The sequence below is a fragment of the Mycoplasma sp. 527 genome (assembly GCF_053851595.1).
Window position 1 is genome coordinate 124904 of the sequence record NZ_JBSQAY010000002.1, and the last position, 21061, is coordinate 145964.

Genomic DNA, 21061 nt, shown 5'->3' on the forward strand with positions numbered 1-21061 from the left:
TTATCTAAGCAATATATATATATATATATATAATACTTAGTATATTATAGAGGTGATATATGGCTAAAAATTTGAATAAAAAGAGACGTAATGTATTATATACAATGGCTGGATCGGCAACATTAATGACTGCTGGGACGTGAACATATATTCTTTTGGATTCACATTTAAAAAATCAATTGGATTTAAAACAAAACTATTTTTACTTAAAGGATATATTAAAAAAACAATCCGATTCTTTATATAATGATAGCTCTCTTAAAATTGAAGTGCAAGCATTTCTAAAAAATGCTTATTTCAATAAGTATACAAAACAAAATCAAGAAAAGATCGCTTTACTGATTAATAAGGTAATAGCAGAAAACAAAAAGGATATAGAAGAAATAAAAAATCTTGCTGATAACATAGTTTCAAAATCTCTTAAAAATATTGAAAAAAATAAAGCAGATGAAATTAATTCATTAGAACAAAAAATCTACACAAAGAAAGAAGTTGTGGACTTTATAGAATATGAAAATGAAATTATTTTGTTAATTAAAAAGGTTGTTCTAATCGATAAAAATAAAGCTAAAGAATTTTATATAGAACTAGATAAAGTAGCAAATAATGAAGATTTAGCTAGACTAAAATCTAATATTTTGTTATATCTTGCTAAACGTGGTGAGCGGGGAACGTTTGAAAAAATTAAGGAAGATTTAATTAAAGAAATAACGAAAAATTCTAATTTTAGTAGTGAAGAAAAGGCAGACTTAATTAATAAAATCAAGGATACAAAATCATTAAATTACATCGAACTTATTAAACAAAAAATAGCCACACTGGATACTCTTTCAGCACTATCTTACGGATTAGAAAGAAATAATTTGGTTAAAAAAGCAAAGGATTCAACGACAATTGAACAGCTTAACGATATCAATAAAAAGATGGAAAAAATATTTAATGATAAAAAGAAAAAACTTTTGGACCTTGTATCAAAATTGATTGTCACAAGAACGAAAAACTATTTTTATAACAAGCAAAATAAGGCAATAAATCAAAATGAAATTGAAGCATTAATTAAGACCGTAGAAAATGAAATATTTTTTGAAAAAGTGTTTAATACATTTGATAGAGCAAAGAAAATTAATAAAAATGAAGCTCAATTTTTGTTATCAAGAGTATCCGATCAATATATAAAAAAAATGTATGGAGCCTTGTTAAAAAGTGATAATTTTGATCTTAAACAAATAACTGATATTAAAGATAAATTCTTTCAGGCTTTAGAGTTTGAAAATAAAGCTGATTTTATCAAAATAATTAATAGTTCCTTGATACAGAAAATTAATGATAGTTCAATTTTATCTCCTATGATCGAAGAATTAGTTAATAAGGTAAACAATTTAGATAATAAAAATTTAGATGAAGTTATGGTTGAAGTAAACGATACAATAGCTCTTTCTATTTTGCAAGCAGAAGCTAAGGATTTGATTAAAAAACTAAATATTTCAAATTTCAAGACTGCTATAGAACAAAAATTAAATACCGAAATTCATAATCCTTCACAAATTTTTGATGTTATTAATCAAATAAATACTTATATTAAGGATTTTAAGGATCGTGTTCAACATAAGGCCGATAAAATAGAAAATTCAACAACAAGGGATAAGTTTAATAGTGAATTAATTAAAGCAGAAACAGAGAATGAAATCAAAAAGATAGAAAAAGATATTGATGCATTATTAGCAAATACAGAAGATTTGAGAAAAGTTGCTTCAGAAATAGTTATGCGTCTTGCACAAAGTGACAAAAAGTCTAATTTCGAATCCATAATTGCTAATAAATCAAGCACTGAAAATGACCTACGTAACATTATAACCGAGGCCCAATCTATATTAGAAAAGGCAAAGAATGAAGCATTAATGAATGTTTCAAAATCATATAATTCTTCACAATATCATGTTTTTAAAGAGAAAATTAATGCTGAAAATACTACGCAGGATGAGTATAAAAATATCGAAATTGAAGCATTGAAATTATTTAATGATATGAAAAAGCATCTAATAAATGAACTTGGCTCATTAAGTTTTAGTATGCAATTAAGCGATTCGATAAATGATGAAATAAATGAAGCCACGAATATTTATCAGCTAAATGTTATACTAGAAAAAATCAAAGCATATTTGATTAACAATAAAATTAAAGATGTTGGCCAACGCGAAAAACAAAATGATTTAGTTAAGAAAATTAATAAAGCCTTAGATATCGCATTGGATGAAATAAAGAAAATTATTGTTGACTCAGAGCTTATTATTGCCTTGGAAGCAGGGGACGAGATTGAAATTATTAAATCTGAGATTAATAGGCTTCCTTATCCTTCTGGTAAAGATGCTCCTGCAATAAAAGAAATGATTAATGAGATAAATAATATTGAAAATGATTCTACATTAGGTCAAAATCAAAAATTAGAAAAAATTAAAAATATAGCTTCAATAATTAATAGTTTAGCTGATAAAATAAATCGCTATAAGGATGATATTAAAAAAGTAAATCCGCAAAAACAGGCACGTTTAAACAATAAACTTGATAACTCTAATTTTTTACCTCCAAATAATAATGAATTTGATGAACTTAAAAGAATAATTCAAGATGCTAAAAATGAGGATAAAAATGAGGCAATTGCCGAAATAGAAAAACTTAATTTATTGACATCTGATCAATCTAAAGAGTTTAAAGAAAAAATAAATGATAGTACTTTTAAAACATATGATGAAATTCAAAAAGTAGTAATAAACGCTAAGTTGCAAAATCAAAAAAATAAATTAATTAACGAGGTCAAGAAATTTGAATATCCGCATAAGGATAAAGCCCCAGCAGTTTTTGAAATAATTTCTCAAATTGAAGCCTTACAAGATTTGCAACAAGTAATCAATTACCAATCTATAATCGAAAAAATAAAAAGAAATATTGCTATTGTTAATACAAAAATATCTAATTTGCTAGTAATTTCTAATGAAATAAAAGAAAAATTTGATGAAGCAAATACAGATGAAGAATTTGATAATTTAAATACTTTGGTTCAAAATGTACTTGATAACCAATCAAATAAATTAGCGCTTGATAATAAGGTAGAATCTCTCCCATATCCAAAAAGGGATGGCGTTTTTAACATTGGAAGCAATGATGCCCCAGCTATTTCCAAGATTAAAAGTTATTATACTGATTCGAATGGTGTTGGAATTTCTGAAAAAATTACTGAAATAGATAACAAAATCATTAATATAACAATTAACATTGAATCAAGTAAACAAGCTATTAATAAAATATCAAAAAAGAATCAATTAGAACTTTGGAGCAAATTAAGAGATTCTTACACCGATCAAGAATTTAATGAATTAATTAAAAAGATTGCTAATGCACATGCTAGCGATGTGGTCGAGGCGAAGGCAGAAATAACTAAGTTAACCAATTTAAGCCAAGAATTAGTTAGTGCATTTAATGCTAGAATAGAGGCTAATGATGACTATGAAAATATAAAAAAGATAGTCAATGAGGCAAGGTTAAAAGATAAAAAAGAAGAAATTAAGAAACTAATTTCAATGAGCGACTATGTTAATGATAGTAATTCAGATGTATCGATTAAAAATAATTTTAATACAACAAAAGCTCAATTCGATAATATTATTGATCAAATAGTTATTGATGATAATTCTTATAATCAAACTAAGGAGCAAACTAAAGATTTTGTTGCCGAACTTCATAAGGCTAGAGACTTAATTGATTCTTTAAGTTTGCAAGATGTTATTGATGTAAATAATGTTAAATTTGAACTTAAAAAGTTAATTACCACAATAATTAATAAAAGTGATCTTGAAAAAGTTGAGGTCGAGATTGCTAAATATAAGTTAAAAAAACAAATTTTAGAACTTGATTATTATAAGGATACTCCTCAGCCGGCCCCTGCAACTATCATATTGAATTCGAAGATTGATTTAGCTAAAAATAGTAATGAAATTGAAGTACTAGAAAACCTGATTAAATCAATTCCAGAAAAAATTAAAAAGGCAAAGGAAGCAATTGATAGTTTAGATAAAAGCCCATTAAAAAATAATATAGCGCAAAGAAAACAAGCTTTAAAGGAGGAATTAAATAGATCTGTTGATAAAAATAACTTTGATCTTTTGTTGAAAAACATTAATGCAGCAAAAAATGAAAATGAGTCTCAATATCGTCAATCTCGGAAACAAAATTTAATTGAAAAAGCTAAAGGATTAGAATACCCATCAGTTAAATCAGGACAATCTGAAGCAATTACTTCAATTATTAAAAAGATTGAAGTTGATTTTAGTACTATGTCTAATGATACAAATTTATTAAATAATAAATGAGCACGAGAACTGGAAGATATTGAGAAAAATATTTTTAATTCTAAAGGAATTTTGGAAAAAATAAATCCTAAGCATTTAGATAATTTAAATATAGAATTCAATAAGGCTGATGAATCAAATAAATTTGAAATATTTAACAAAAAAATTAATCAAGCATTACAAGAAGATAAACAAGAAATAATACAAAAAATCAAAGCTTTATCTAATCTTGACAAGACAACAAAATCTTCTGAATTAATCAAAAAATTAGATAACAAATCATACAATGAAATGGTTGCGGTTTTGAATGAAGCCTACAAAATTGATCTTATTGCTAAGATTGACAAATTACCTTATCCTTTAAGTAACGCCAAAGCTAAAATTATTTTAAAATCACAACTAAGCAATATAATAAATGAAAATAGTTATTACTTAAAACTAAAGGAACTTAGCGAACTAGAAGTAGCCATTAATAACGCTAAAAATAGAATAAATTCTCTTTCTTACCCAATGGAACCTAGTTTGGCTAAGAAGAAATTAAATGATAAATTAGATGAGTCAATTAATAAAGACCAAATAAATAAATTAGCTAATAACGATTTAAAAAGCAAGATAGAAAAATATAAGGAATTAATTGAAGGCATTAAGTATCCTATTTCAGTTGAAAATCAGGCAAAATTACTTGATGAATTGAGTTCTCTAACCAATGAGCAAGAAGAAGAGTTTTTAAAACTAAATATATATAATGCAAAACGTGAAACCGCCTATAAATTAATTGATGGATTAACTGATTTAGATAATCTAGTTAAAGAAAATAAAAAACAAGAAATAACCCAAAAAATATCTGGAAATAGTTTGGATTTACAACAAGAGTTAACTGATATTAATGCAAAAATATTTGAAGCTCAAAAACAAAATTCCAAGCAAAAGATTCAAAAAATACCGTATCCTATTAATGATGTGACTTCACAGAATTCAAGAAATTTATTTAATGCAAAAATTGATTCTGTTCAGAGCGAAGAGGGCTTGTATCCTATTAACGATATTTTAGATTTATTAAAAAATGAAATAACCACAATAAATAATGAGGTTTCACTGATTGTAGATGCCTTTCGGAAAGATAAAATAAATAAGTTAATTAATAGTGTTACTGACATAAAAAATCTTGAGAATATTAGATTAGAATTACTTAGAGCCAAAGCAGCTGATGTCATTGATAATTTAGTTGATTTATCTGTCAAACAAAAAGAAGACTATAAAAGTGAAATAGATAAAAAAACTAATGATATTGGCATTAATTTAGTAGTTGAATCTGCAAAGTTACAAAATAAAAAAGAAGAAACATTTAAGTTAATTGATCGGGTTTCTTATCCTAAGAAAAATAATGATTTTGTTGCTAAGTCAATTAAAAAAATTAAGGATGAAGTTCAAGCTTTAAATAACAATAGTGAAGTTGCAATAAAGAAGCAAGAGATACAAACATTTGATACTAAGCTCAAAGAATTGATAGAATTAGCAAAAACCATTGAATATAGCGAAAGCAATTCGCATGCACTAGTTAAAATTTTGGAAGGTTTTGATTCTGCAACCTCAGTTGCCGAATTAGAACAAATTCTTCCTAAAAGTTGACATCAGCATATTAAAACACTCAAGAAATTGGCTGAGAAGTACTTTGGTATTAATTCCTATTTTGTAACCAATAAATTAAGTCATACATATCCTCAAAAGAACGCAAGTGATAGCGAAGGTTTGAGTTTGCAAGAATTTTGTCAACTATTAATAACCGAATTTAAAAAACAAGCAAAGATTAAAATTGATAGTTTATTAGTAGCTGATGAAGGTAAAAAACAACAATTGCATAAGCAAATTAATGATATCTTAGTTGATGGTATAATTTTTGCTATAGATCAAGATATTTTTGAAAAACCGCATCAAATTATTAATAAAGCTATTGCTGATGATGCGATTGAATTTATTCAAAATCTTGCTTATCCACAAGATAGTAATTCCGCCCAATCAAAAGCAACAATTAAAACTCAATTAGTTGATTCGTTTAAGATAAATCAAGTTATTTTGGTCAATGAAGAAGTCACAATTTTGCATGATAAATTAAGGAAATATAAAGAGCAGGTTGATGACTTAAATAGCCTGATAAATTTGATAACAGATATTACTAAAAAAATGTTCTACAATGATTTGTTTTCAAGAGCAGATAACTTAGAAAAACTAAAGGAACTTAAAAATAAGATCAAGTGGTATGTTGAACTACAAAGGGATATTTTATCCATTATTGATCTCGAAAAAAATGAATTTGATATTAGTTACGGTAGCAAGGCGGAAGATGTTTTAGATGTAAATCAAAACATAGTAAGTTTAAGAGAAAAATTATTAAACTACATTTTTAGCGCTAATAATCAATCTGAAATAATGCAGTTAAAATCTATTGTTAGTGAAGTAAAGGCCGCATATGATAAGCTAAAAATGTTATTTGTAAAAAGAGATACATTAATGATGTCAGTATTTTTAAAACAAATCAAAGAGGCCATTGGCGTGGGTTCAATTGAGACCATAATGAATAATGCATCTGAAGTTAAAAAGAAAATGGATGTATTTTGAAAAAAGACATCCCCTTATATCGGTTTTTATATTTTTGATCATAGAGACAAACTTTTAGAAAACGCTGCCAAGCCCGATAATGAAAGAATAATTAACGGCGCAAAATTCAAAACATTTGATGAATTCATTAAACATATAAGAACTCAAACTAATCCAAATGAGTTGCAGAGCATAATTGAACAGGTGGTTCCTTTATATCATGGTGTTATTGATTATTTATTGATTGCCAAAGATAATCTAACTCAGGCTGCTCATAAGTATTATAGGGATGAAATTCTTAAAGCAACTACGAAGCAACAAATTGAGCTCCAAGTTAATGACGCTAAAATATTTAATCAAAAAGTACTTGAATCAAGAAATGAACTAGCCCAAATTGGGAAGGTTGGAAATAGAGCTAAATTAATGATGGAAATTGAAAATGCAAATAATGCAAGCAATATTCAAAATGTGTTGAATAAGATAGAACAATTTAGAAATCAATTTAGCAATGCTACTTTAAAACTTAACGAATATAAGTCACTAAATGAGAAAGAAGAAATTAAGCTTAGAGATTTTGAAACGAGATTAGATAAATTGCAAGAAGCAGATACTTCGTCGCAACTGGCAAATGAAATTGAAGTTGAAATTGCAAGAGCAAAAGCAATTGCACAAGTAAAGCAATTGATTTTGCTAAATATCAATCAACAAAATAAATATATAATCTTGCTTAGACAAGCAGGAATAGATTATTTAAATTATCATGGTGAAATAACTAGGATAACAAATGAGGCTAAGCAATTTAATGAAAAAGTGAAAACTGCCAAAGACATTCTTTCTTTATTTGCTAAGGATAGTAACAAAACGACATTTAATAAAACAATTTCAAATGCTTTAGATATCCAAGCAATGCAAAACATAATAGTTCAAATTAATGATTTTAAAATTAAGTATAACGAATCTAAGGAGTTAGTTGAAGCCTATAAAAATTTTAATAACAAAGATGCTACAAGGTTTGATCAATATAATAAAAAACTTGACGCTATCCAAGATGGTGATGAAGCTAACTCTTTGATAAATGAAATTAAATCTGAATTTAAGAGTAAATTAAAATTAATTATTAATAATATTCCTTATCCAAATAAGAATAGTAGTGAGGCGCAACATTCAATTAATGTATTAAGTGTAGGTGTTGATAATTTAAATACAATTGATCAATTTATAAATAAAGCAATTGAATTAAGCGAACTTAATGATGAGATTAACAAAAAGGCTCCGCAAGTTGATTTACTACAATATAGTGAAAATAATGCATTTGCAAAACAAGCAATCAAAACTGAATTAAATAAAGCAACAACTATACTCCAAGTAAAGACTGCTTTTCCAGATGATTGAAGTCAAAAAGTTGCTTATTATAAGCAAGTGTTAGAAAAATATTTTGAAGCACAAAATAAAACGAATCTTGCAGCAAGATTTAATAGAACTCACCCTAAATCTTCTGACCATACGGTTAGTGAATTGGAAAAACAATTATTGCTAACAATGAAAGTATTAGCTAAAAATCATATCAACACTTTCAAACATTTAGGTGATTCCAAAAAAGTGTTTATAGCAAGAATCGATGCTATAAATGGCTTTCCAGACGAAAATAGGATGCAACAAGTTGCTTTAATTTATATTGAAGCAGTTAAGGCGAATTACAATAATTTCATTGATAAATTAGCTTTACCTAATGATAACCATAATCAAGCAAACTCCTTGAATTCAAAGAATAACTTAAAAAATATTTTGGTTAATAGTTTTACAAAAATAAGTACTAAAATTAATAATCATCAAGAAGTGCAAGCATTGGAAACCAAACTAAATAATCTCAATGAATTGGTTAATAATATTAAGACTAAAATTCAAAATATTGATGTAGCAACCAAAACATCCGTTTGAAATGAAGAATTTTCAAAAGCTGATACATCAGAAAAATTAAGATTATTACTTGCTAAAATAAATAAATTTGACCAGGTTTTAGAAAAGATTAATAGAATTACGGATTTACAATCATCTGATGTTGAAAGCGGTAATGAACTAGTTCATAGTCAACAAGTTAATGAAGAATTGTCTAAGCTTCGTGAATCTTATAAGGATAAGTTGGGTATAACAAAAGAAAATGATATTGATAAATTAAATCAATTTGTAGAAAAGGCAAATGAAGTGGTTAGATTGCTAAAAGATTCATTTAAAACCGATTTATTAGTAGAAAAAGCTTATATTAAAAAGATTGCATCTGCAGGCGATGCAGCACAGCTAGAAGAAATTAGAAATGATCTTCTAAAGTACAAAAGAGAGTTGACGAGATTTTGAAGTAGTTCTGAGAATCTTGAAAAATATATAAGAGACAACAAGGGCTTACTAAGCAAAAATGTTCTTAATGGAATTAAACGATATGAAGAGCTAGTTAATGATGCAAGAACATTTAATAGTGCAGCGGAGTTAAAGAAATTTAATGATTATACAATTCCTTTATATCATGGATATATTGATTATTTAATAATTGATAAAAGCGGAATACCTAAATCAGTATTAAATATTTTTAACCAAAGAGTTCAATTAGCTCCTGATAAAAATACAATTGAAAATGTTATTATTCCTGAGCTAAGATCATATCAAAGAAAACTAAGTGATTTAAAAACAATGATTAGTAAACTAAAAAGTAATGATTCAAAATCAAAATATAACGGTATGTTAGATGATGCTGATTCCTTAACTAAATTAGAAAATATTATATCAAATGCTAGAAAAGAATTAATTGTACAAAGGGTTGAAACTAGATTAAAACAGTTAAAAACAAGCAATTCTGATCCAGAAAAAAATAAGAAGCAAATTCTTAATGCTCCTGAAGAACAATATATAAAGGAATTTAAACAAAAGATTGAAAGAGCTTCTAACGTACAACAAGAAGAACAAATTGAACGTGAATTTATTTTTAGCAGATACTATGAATCAAAGCGTCTTTACAGTGTGCTCAATTCACTTGAGTTCATAGGCGAAATTCTTATTAGTAAAGCAAAAAAATCTTTAAATCCTAAATATATTAATTTAATTAATAAATTTAAAGAAAAGGATTTTATTAAAGGATTTAAAAATAACGGCGAAACAAAGTATCAAAATAATTATACATATACAGAATCAAATAGTTCGGATAGAACACTAGCGCAATTTGCACATATGTGAGTGCAAATTAGCAACGATCAAACTGGATATTTTAATCAGCAGGACACTAAAGATATATTCAGCGCCGCTACGCAATGAAAACCAAATTTATATAATGACAGTTATGTTCAAAATCATAAATGAAATCAATTTCCGCTAGACAATTACTATAATTTAATTGATCAGGCAATTAGTTTAGCTAAAAAAGATAAAAACCTTACGAGCATAGAGGATTTATATGCAACTGTAGATACAATTGCAGGATTTGGTTTTGCAAAATTTAAGGAAAATCCAAGTAAAGATGGAATTTTTTCCGTTGCTGCTTTATTAGATAATGCAAAAACTCATCAAGAAGTTAAAGGAAATGAATACCTTGTAGCCGCTTTTGTAGGTGGAGCAACAACATACGATTATTTCCGTAGGCAAAATAAAAATAGTAATTTATTGACGCATTACGATTTAGGTTGGAAAATATAAAAAAATGATTTATGCTTTTTTTAAAAAAGAATAAGAATAATTCAAAATATTAATAAGTTTGTAAGTTATTTTAGTAGTGCAAGCAAATTCAAAAACTAAAAAATCAAGAAGTTTTTAGCCTTATCATTGATTTATCTTTGTAGATAATCAATATATTAGTGGGGGTTAATGATAAATATTGAGCAAAATAAAGAATTAATAATTTTAAAAAATGGCATAAACAATTGTTTTAATGGAAAAATATTATATTTGGGTTGTGACCACCTATTTTGTTGATCGGGATTGCATTTATTGCAAGATGGATATGCATAATGAGACGCTTTTATGTTGCCCTTATTTATATTACCGCTTTTTACAATTGCCAGGATTCTCATATTTGTGATAGAGCATTACTATTGATATAAAAAAATGCTAGTGCAAAAAATATAGAAGAAAATAACGATGTGTAGTATGAACGCGGATTTTTAAAATAAGACATTATAATTTTTGCTGCTTTAAGATATTAATTTTTTTATAAAAAATAAACCTATATTGATATATGAAGTTTAAAAATCTAGACAAATTAATGTCTAGATTTTTGTTATTAAAAGGAATTAATTATGAAAAAAATCGAATTTTTTAAAAATTTAAAAGAATTTTACACAAGAGAAAAATTATAAAAATGTAAAAAACAAGAATTAAATTTTAAAAAAAAGTTTAAAAGCATAGTTTTAAGGTTTAAAAATTTTATTTTTTATGTTTTCGCTATTTTTTTTTTTTTTCAAAAAGCATAAAAAATAATTTAAAATTTTCGCATATCTATCGGTAAAAACTAGATAGAAAAATCCATTAGTAAATAAAAGAATAAGTTTGTAGATTCGTTTAAAAAATAAGCGTTATTTTATTTTCGAATATCAAATATTAATATAAATTGCTAATAAAAATGAAAAGGAGAATATATATGCAAGATGGAAATGTTTCGCAAGAAGAAAGAAAAAATAAAAAAAGGAAAGCATTAGCTATTGCACTTCCGCTTATTTTTGGAACGGGCGTTGTTGTTGGCGCTTTGCTAGGCGGAATTAGGATAGGTCAATCCTATCAAATGAAGAAAGAAACTGTGCTACCAGCGAAAGAAACTAAACCTTCAATGGATAGACAAAATAGTGTGGTTTTAAAAGAAGAAGTTCCATTTCAACCAGAATTATTTAAAGATTTAAAAGATAATACTAAGGTTTTAAAAATAACAAATAAGGATGAGTTAGAATATAACGAGATCAAGGTTGTTGATAAAAATTTCATTAAACAATTAAAAGACGAAAAATATATTATTAACGATCCTAGTGCTGAATTATACATTCTACTAAAATATAAGTACAAAGGCGAGGATAAACCAACCTTAAAATTTTTTGCTCTTAATTACGATGTTAAGGAACTTAATGAACAATATAATTACTTTAAAGAAAAATATAAAGATTACTACCAAAGTGACTATAGATTTAGCAAATTTCTTAATGATAATTCAGAATTTAATGATGAAAAATTCAAAATCTCAGACGGCTATTATAAGGCAGAATACTTAAATAATATTTTTAAGAATCAAATATTGCCAATTTATCTAAAAGATGTTGAAGAAGTTAAAAAAGCGGGATTGAGACATTATTATAATACCGAAGCATTTATAGAAAGATATGAGCAAGGTGTCAGACAACAAATCAGCCAGCACTTTTATAATCCTAATGACCCATCCCCACTTTATCCTAACGAACTTAAAAATGTTTTTGTTTTTAATGATAAATTAAAAAAAGTTCTAGAAAAGGATTATAACGACAAAGGACTTTATTGAAATTATGAAAAATTTATTATTAATAGACAATTAGTTAAAAATCTTGATACACCTTTATTAAAAAGATTTTTAACACTTTTATATACCCATTTTAATAGAAACAATTATGTTTATAACTTTACTAATCCTTTAACTTCTCAAGAAAATATCGAAGAAAAATATCAAAAACCATATACACCTCAAACAATGTTTTTTGATGAACTAGAAAAAGCGTTTTTAGACTTACAACTAGAGTTAAGAATACAAAGATACGGTTTATATGATGATAATTTAAATATTGATATGCCTAAATTGCAAAAATTTTATGATTTACATGATTTGTGATGGGAAAAAAGGGAAACATTTAATAAACAATTGATTGACTTTTTATTATCTGCCAATAAATTAATAGACGTTTATAAGGACAAGGTTCAAAAGGGTAGCCTTGGTAAAGAATATTATGAAAAGTTTTTATTATATCCAATCGAAATAAATTCATATCATGATGTTGTTAATATTTTATTAGATAAATTCCTTTCGACTGATGCTAATTATCAAACCGTAAAAACTAGAATTGATTTGCTTGGAAAAATTGATGAATTAGTGAATAATTTTAAAAATGATTTGACTAATGCATTTAAAGATTTAAATATTGAAACTAAAACAAAAGAAATAACGAATTATTATCTTCAAACATTTATAAAAGATATCGATACAGATAAAACCCTTCTTGAATCGCAAAACAGTCTTGAAATTTATTTTGAAGATAAAATTTTAGATTTAACAAATCATTACAATTTAGATTTTGAGGATTTTATTAAAAATATTGCTTAAAATTATGGGATTTAATATCACCATTGTATTAGTTTGCTAGAAACAATCAAAAAAATAAGGCACAACCCATTAAAAAAGGTTGTGACTTATTTTTGTTTTTATTAATAAATATAAAATTAGTTATTATTACCTTCGATCTTTTTTACAGCCTTAGCAACCCCAGATTTTTTATAAGAGCCAGCTACTCATTTGGCTTGAATTTTAATGTTTTTTAACGCATTATTCATAGCGATAAATGCCCCTACATAAGGGATTGTTGAAGTGTCATTACCTGAGTCTCCAAAATGTACAGTTTCAATTGGATTAATATCAAGAAGTCTGCAGACATAATCTATTGCTTTTCCTTTTCCTGCGTTTATGTCATTAATTTCAATCGCATAACCCTTTGAAACAATATGAAGTGAAAGGTTTCTGAATTTCTTGGCCAATTCTTCTGCTAACATTCTTATATATTTTCTGCTTCCGCCAAAGGTAATGATTTTTGTGGCATTAGTAATATGAGGAATATCATCATAAGTTTTTTGAATTAAATTTTTAATTCAAGGTCTGAATAACTTTAGTTTAGAGGATGTACCGTAGATTGTGTTACCACTATTGAAAATGAAAAATAATTTTTTTTCTTTTAGAATTTCAACAATAGACATTACAGTGTCTTTTTGAATTTCGTTTTTTAATATGGTTTCACCATTTGAATCAACAATCAAACCACCATTTTGACATATTACATATGGCGAATTTGTTTGTTTAGCTAAATTAAGAACAAAATCTGATGCGTAACGTCCAGTGGCAATGATGAAAGGTATTCCCGAGTCGTTTTTGCTTTTAACTATTTCAAAATTTTCTTTACTTAGTCCTTCTTTTGTTTTAGGTAAATCTAATAATGTACCATCTAAGTCTGTAAAATAGGCTTTTGGTTTAAAATTAATCATATTTTATTTAGTTGTTAAATTTTTTAATTAATTCTTCAGCAGGCATATATCCTTGTGAAGTATTAATTAATTTTCCATCAACATAGAAGAACAATGAAGGTATGCTTGATACGTTCATTTCACGTGCAAAATCACGATTTTGATCAATATCAAAGTCAAAAACATTAATTCCTTCATTTTCTGTGCCTAAACGTTGGATTTCTGGGCCTATCATTTGGCATGGTGGACATCAAACCGCTCTAAAAGCCAAAATCGCTTTGCCTGTCAAGTGATCGTCGTTTAATTCGTTTTGTAGTAATTTCTTGTACATATTTAATCTCCGTTCATTTAGTATGCTCTAGCAAAAATAACAACTTTATCAGTTTTTTTGTTTGTATAGAAACAATTTTCATACTCTGGCAATATATTGACATTAAAAGGTATGCAACGTGTTGAAGCTCCGGTTTCTTCCTTGATTTTATCTTCATCATCGCCGTTGCCATTAAATTTAGTTATAACTCAATACCCATCTTCAATCAGTTTCTTGAATTCTGTATAGTTTGAGGCTACTCTTATATTGTTAGTTAATCTCTTTTTTGCTTCACTTAATAGGTTATTTTGTATATCAGCCAATAACATTTGAGTTTTATTTATTGCTTCATCAATAAAGACACTAATCTTTTCGAGTGTATCTCTTCTGACAAGTGTAACCTTATTTTCATTTAGATCTCGAGGCCCTATTTCAATTCTTAAAGGTGTACCATGAATTTCGGAATTGGCAGCCTTATACCCTGCACTTTTATTAGTTTTATCTATTTTTGATTCTATATTTAATTCATTTAGTTTTTTATGAATTTGTTCAGCAACTCGTGCCACTCTTGGATCTTTCGAGGCAAATAATTCAAGAATGTCGACTTTTATTTGAGCAATTTTAGGTGGAATAATAATTCCTCTATCATCGCCATGAGTCATTATTAACGCGCCTAGCAATCTTGTCGAAACACCTCATGATGTTCCATAAGCATTTTCGAGTTTGTTTTCCTTATTTTTGAATGTGATATCAAATGCTTTTGTGAAATTTTGGCCCAAATAATGACTTGTTCCGGCTTGTAATGCTTTGCCATCCTTCATCATTGCTTCAACAGTAAAAGTATAATTGGCGCCGGCAAATTTTTCATGTTCGGTTTTTTGTCCCTTAACAACAGGTATTGCTAGATATTCTTCAATAAAGTTGGTGTATACATCTAACATTTTCTTAGTTAGTTCCTGTGCTTCTTGTGAATTAGAGTGTAGTGTATGACCTTCCTGTCATAAAAATTCTCTTGTTCTCAAAAAAGGATTTGTTGTTTTTTCCCATCTAAGGACATTGACTCATTGATTGTAAATTAAAGGTAAATCATTGTATGATTCAACTTCGTTTTTAAAGAAATCGCCGAATAAAACTTCACTTGTTGGTCTTATATAGAATTTTTCATTAAGTTTCTTTCCACCAACTTCAGTGATTGTTGCTAATTCTGGATTGAAACCTGCAATATGATTTTTTTCCTTTGCTAATAAACTTTCTGGAATCAAAAGAGGTAGATTGACATTTTGAACACCCAAGGTCTTAAATTTTTTGTCAAGGATAAGGCGAATATTATCTCAAATTCCAAATGATAATGGTTTGAATATGATCGAACCTTTCGAAGAGCCATAAGCCATTAAGTCGCCATTTTGTATGACATCGGTATACCACTTTGCAAAATTCTCTTTTTGAGTTGTAATTTTTTCTAGTTTTTTCACAATTTATAATTTTATAGTTTTTTTTGTTTTTATATTTTTATTTATAAATAAAAACAGCCAAGATAGGCCGTTATATTAAATCATCAAAAATATCATCGCCGGTTGCTACAGTAGGAATATCAAAGTTTCTAGCAACAATATTACCGGCTGTTCCTAATCCTCTTAGCGACCCTAAAACTTTCGGATGCACGAATGATTTTGAATAAACTGTTAAAGGTAGAGCTTCCCTGGTATGGTCTGGTCCAAAGGTTGGGTCATTGCCATGATCAGAAGTCATAATTAATAAGTCATCTTTTTTCATAGCATTAATTAGTTTTGCTAGTTTAATATCTAATCTTGAAACATTTTGACTATATCCAATTGGATCTTCTCGGTGCCCATAGTGGCTATCAAATTGGACTAAGTTCACAAATATAAATTGATTCTTTGATGAAGATGCAGCGATATTGATAGCAATGTCCATATTTTCATCATCAGAAGCAGGACCGTACACTTTATCAATACCAACACCACTAAAAATGTCGTTAATTTTTCCGATTGCAATAACCTCAATGCTCTTTTTTTGTAAGTCCTCAAGAATAATGTGTCCTGTTGGTTTGTTTGCAAAGTCGTGTCTGTTGAATGTTCTTGTAAATTTTCCGTTTTCATAAACGAAGGGTCTCGATATAACTCTTGCTACATTCCATTCTGGTTTTGAGGAACAAATTTTTCTTGCTCTTTTTGCATATTCGGTAAGTTTTTCAACACCTAATGTTTTTTCATCACCAATAATTTGCAAAGTCGAGTCAGGAGAAGTATAAATAATCATATCTCCCTTTTCCATATGTTGATGACCAAGTTCAGCTAAAATAACTGTACCAGAAGCGTTTCTATTACCAATAATTTTTCTTCCATCAAATGCTTTTGATAGTTCATCTACCAAATCATCAGGGAAGCCTTTTTGAGTAAATTGAGGGTTTGGAACTTCTGTATAAATTCCCATCATTTCTCAGTGCCCGGTTAGAGTATCTTTTCCATTTGATATTTCATGTATTTTTGCAACATATGCAAGCGGTTTTTTTACTTTTTGATTATGTCCTGCAATTTTGGCTACTTCGGTAACACCTAATGATTTTCATGTTGGAATTTCTAGTGGTAAGGCTTCAGAGGCATGCAATAAGCTATTTGCACCTTTGTCACCAAATTCTTCTTGACGAGGCTCAGGTCCAATTCCTAAACCATCTGTTACAATAAAAAATATACGATTAAATTTCATAATTTCTCCTTAATGTTTTATTACTTCAACTTGTTCGGTTAAATATATATCCATACTTTTTAAAATTTCTTTATCAGATTCGCTTGATATTGTGGTCCTATGTAAATATAAACCAGCAAGTTTATTAATTTGATCATATGCTTTTTTAGCTATTTTAGATGTTAGCGCACTAATTGAAAGGGCCATAAGCGTTTCTTTAACATCAAGTGATAGATGATTGTAATGTAAGTTTTGTTTTAAATCCTTAACTAATTCTATGACATCAGGATTTAGAACGTCAATTGTTGAATCAATTTTTGCAAAGTACTTTAAGGCATTTAGAACTACAGCACTATTAGAATTTAATAACTTAGATTCTTTCCCTAACAAAACATGACCAGAATTTATTTCAATAGCTGAGCAAACTACATTATTTTTATTGGTGTATTCATTTGCAAATTTTATTGATCCTATAATATTAGGGTCAATATTGTTATTTTTGATTATTTTATTTAATCTATTTAGATAGACTTTTGGACATTTATCTTGTTGGTAATTTACTTTGGTTTGATAATACCTACATACTATTTCTTTTTGAGAGGCTATGGTAACTGCTTGATCGTTGGTAATACAAAATCCTGCCATATTAACACCCATATCTGTTGGCGATTTGTACAGTGATGTATTGTATATTTTTGTTAATAAATTATTTAATATTGGAAATGCTTCAAGATCTCGATTGTAATTTGTTGCTTTGATTTTATATGCGTTCCAATGAAATGAGTCGACCATATTTATATCATTTAAATCTACTGTAGCTGCTTCATATGCTAGGTTGGTAGGATGATTTACTTGTAGATTTCAAATGGGAAAAGTTTCAAACTTAGCATAGCCAGATTTTATATTATTCTTATTGTCGTGATATAGTTGTGAAAGTATTGCACTTAATTTTCCAGATCCCGGTCCTGGCGCCGTTACGACAATGATTCTTTTTTTAGTAATAGCGTAGTCATTTTTGCCAAAACCGCTTTCAGATACAATATGTTCAATGTCGTGGGGATAGTTTTTTATATGATATTGCTTAACAACATTAATCCTTCGTTTAGTTAGCCTATGAATAAAGGACTTGATTTGAATAGAATCTTCATATTGTGTTATTACAACATTTTTAACCTCAAGGTCATATTTTTTAAATTTATTAATAATTCTAAAAATATCCTCTTCATATGTAATATTAATGTCAGACCTTATTTTTCTGTTTTTTATATCCTGGGCAGCAATTACTAACATTATTTCAACTTCGTCTTTAAGTTTTAACAGCATTTGTAATTTTGCATCATGTTTAAATCCTGGCAAAACTCTTGTGGCATGAAAGTCATTGAATAGTTTTCCACCAAATTCAACATATAATTTATTGCCAAACTTATCAATTCTCTTCCTAATTTCATCAGATTGAAGATTAATATATTTGTTATTATCAAAACCAATTTCCATAAATTTTTCCTAAAATATAAATTTATTTTAATTCTTAAATAATTTTATAACAATTTAATATTATGATATTAAGAAATTACAAATAGTCATCTTTTAAAAGGAAAACAACGCAACGCTTCATAAACTATATAATGATAATTAGTTTTTAAAGTTTAGATGAGTTTTTAAAAATTATGATTACAAAAAATTAATAAAGGGGAATTTTGACAATTAAATTACTTCTTTACATTGAACTTTGTTATATAAAAATGATTTATATTCCGCAATTAACCGTGTTGAATGCTTATTTTTAATTGCATTATCAAAGGCGCCAAGACTATAAATCCTCATACATTTTTGATTTTTAGGTAGTAAATAAACCTTTAAAAAATGCCACATCATCAGTGAAACTATTAAGATAAAATGATAGACGTTACTATTTATAGTGCAAAAAATTTTTTGATGCTTCTTAAAGAAAGATTTATTTATTTTAATTTTTAAATAATATGAAGTAAAAAGAACCTAATATGTTATTACTAATTTTTTAAATTTCGTTTTTTAAATATTTTTTCAAACTATAGTTGTATTTATAAAATTAAAATATATTGTTTTTTTAGTGCAATTTTTATTGTAAAAATATGTTTTTGGCAAAGAAAGATTCTTTAGATATAGAAACAAAATTGATTTTAGCATATAAGTTTTTTGGTGTTTCAAAAAGTTAATAATTGAATCTTATTTGTTTGTTCCCATCTTTGTGTAGATTTTTATCTACCTTATATATTTTGTCCTTAAAATTAGTAGAAAAATAATTTTTTATCTTGCTAATTTATTATTGCAGTCAAATCTTAACTAATGTAAAATTAAAAAATCTTTAAAGGAAAGTAATTTTGGTATTTTTATCATTATTTAAAAAAACAAGTTTTAAATAAAGAGTAAAATTTTATTATATAAAAAATTTCGAAAGGCATAACATGAAATTTAATGAACTAAGAACTAAGATAGTCGCTACAGTCGGACCTTCAAGTGAAAGTTATGAAACAATGAAAGCTTTAATTGAAGCTGGTGTTACAACCATTAGAGCAAATTTTTCACATGGTACAATTGACGATCATAAAAGAAAGTTTGACATTGCTAGACAAATATCAAAAGAAATAGATAGACCAATTTCATTGATGTTGGATACAAAAGGGCCAGAAATCAGAATTGGTAAGATGCAAGATGGCGTTTGCTTAATTCCTGCTAAACATAAATTAACTATTAGAACAGATAAAAAATCATATGAAAATTTAATTGGAGATGAGAATACTATTACCGTTTCATATCGTATGGACCTAGATGTTAATGAAGGTAATAAGGTATTGATTGATGATGGTAAATTGGTAACTATTGTTAAAGAAGTGAAACCTAATGAAGTTATTGTTGAAACTATAAATTCTCATAAATTAAAAACAAATAAAAGAGTTAATATTCCGGGCGTTAATTTCTCTCTACCATTTTTATCAGAAAAAGATATTAATGATATTATTTGAGGAACTCAATATAAAGTTGACTATATAGCAGCATCATTTGTTAATAATGCAGCACAGGTTAATCAAATAAGAAAAATTCTTGATGAGCATAACGGACAACATATTCAAATAATTTCAAAAATTGAATCTCAAATGGCAATTAACAATATTGACGAAATAATTAGAGCATCTGATGGAATTATGATTGCTAGAGGTGATTTAGGTTTAGAAATACCTTATTATGACGTTCCATATTGAGAAAAGAAAATTATTCGTGCAGCAAGAATTCAAGGAAAGAATGTTATCGTTGCAACACAAATGCTTGACTCAATGGAAAATAATCCTTTACCAACAAGAGCAGAAGTTACTGATGTTTATTACGCTGTTGAATTAGGTGCTGATGCAACTATGCTTTCTGGTGAATCCGCATCTGGAAAATATCCAGTTGAAGCTGTTAAAACAATGGCCAAAATAGCGAAGAGAGCTGAAAAAGAATATTTTACTGAATTATTCTATGAGAAACAAATTCAAAAGGTTGCTAATGATCAAAATTCAAGAATGCTAATTGCTTATGAAGTAGCATCAATATTGCAACCTGGCGATTATAAGTTTGCTATTGTTTTATCACATAGTGGTAAATTATTAAAAGAGGTAGCTAAGTATCGTCCTAATGCTCATATTATTGGTGTTGTAAGTGACGACAAACTTGTATGGAGTTATGGAGTAACTGCAGGCGTATTTTGTGAAAAGCATTCAGAAGCTGTAAGATCTTTAATAAAATATAATCACGATGCTGGACGTCAAGTTTTAGAGGAATATGGCGCTAAAAAAGGTGATAAATTTATTGTTGTGGATAGTTTAAATATTACTTCACATGAGTTCTAAAAGTTATTTTTATTAATAAA

The 21061-nt window shown here is 27.4% G+C and carries 8 protein-coding genes; 3 read left to right on the plus strand and 5 right to left on the minus strand.

Features of this window, described 5'->3' with window-relative positions:
• The first annotated feature begins 59 nt into the window (after nucleotides 1–59).
• Both ACWXVQ_RS01550 and ACWXVQ_RS01555 read left to right on the plus strand, forming a co-directional pair.
• Complete coding sequence (locus tag ACWXVQ_RS01550; RefSeq protein ID WP_456013347.1) at nucleotides 60–10616, plus strand: hypothetical protein; 10557 nt, start codon at nucleotides 60–62, stop codon at nucleotides 10614–10616.
• A gap of 940 nt (nucleotides 10617–11556) precedes the next feature.
• Nucleotides 11557–13251 carry a hypothetical protein gene (locus ACWXVQ_RS01555; RefSeq protein WP_456013349.1) on the plus strand — a complete coding sequence of 565 codons (1695 nt, stop codon included), beginning with the start codon at nucleotides 11557–11559 and terminating at the stop codon, nucleotides 13249–13251.
• A gap of 116 nt (nucleotides 13252–13367) precedes the next feature.
• Here the strand turns inward: ACWXVQ_RS01555 and ACWXVQ_RS01560 are convergent, their stop codons facing one another.
• The 5 genes from ACWXVQ_RS01560 to ACWXVQ_RS01580 form a co-directional block, all read right to left on the minus strand.
• Complete coding sequence (locus tag ACWXVQ_RS01560; RefSeq protein ID WP_444704933.1) at nucleotides 13368–14180, minus strand: HAD family hydrolase; 813 nt, start codon at nucleotides 14178–14180, stop codon at nucleotides 13368–13370.
• 7 nt (nucleotides 14181–14187) lie between these two features.
• On the minus strand, nucleotides 14188–14490 hold the full coding sequence (locus tag ACWXVQ_RS01565) for a thioredoxin domain-containing protein (RefSeq protein ID WP_438340530.1): 303 nt from the start codon (nucleotides 14488–14490) through the stop codon (nucleotides 14188–14190).
• A gap of 17 nt (nucleotides 14491–14507) precedes the next feature.
• Nucleotides 14508–15941 (minus strand): proline--tRNA ligase, encoded by a 1434-nt coding sequence (gene proS / locus ACWXVQ_RS01570; protein WP_456013351.1) that lies wholly within the window; start codon nucleotides 15939–15941, stop codon nucleotides 14508–14510.
• Nucleotides 15942–16011: 70 nt separating this feature from the next.
• Nucleotides 16012–17196 carry a phosphopentomutase gene (locus ACWXVQ_RS01575; protein ID WP_456013353.1) on the minus strand — a complete coding sequence of 395 codons (1185 nt, stop codon included), beginning with the start codon at nucleotides 17194–17196 and terminating at the stop codon, nucleotides 16012–16014.
• Nucleotides 17197–17205: 9 nt separating this feature from the next.
• Entirely contained in the window at nucleotides 17206–18669 is a 1464-nt protein-coding gene (locus tag ACWXVQ_RS01580) for a DUF1846 domain-containing protein (RefSeq protein WP_455965987.1), read from the minus strand.
• Nucleotides 18670–19619: 950 nt separating this feature from the next.
• Between ACWXVQ_RS01580 and pyk the strand changes: the two genes are divergently transcribed.
• Nucleotides 19620–21041: a pyruvate kinase gene (gene pyk, locus ACWXVQ_RS01585; RefSeq protein ID WP_438340534.1), complete on the plus strand. Its 1422-nt coding sequence runs from the start codon at nucleotides 19620–19622 to the stop codon at nucleotides 21039–21041.
• Nucleotides 21042–21061 lie beyond the last annotated feature (20 nt).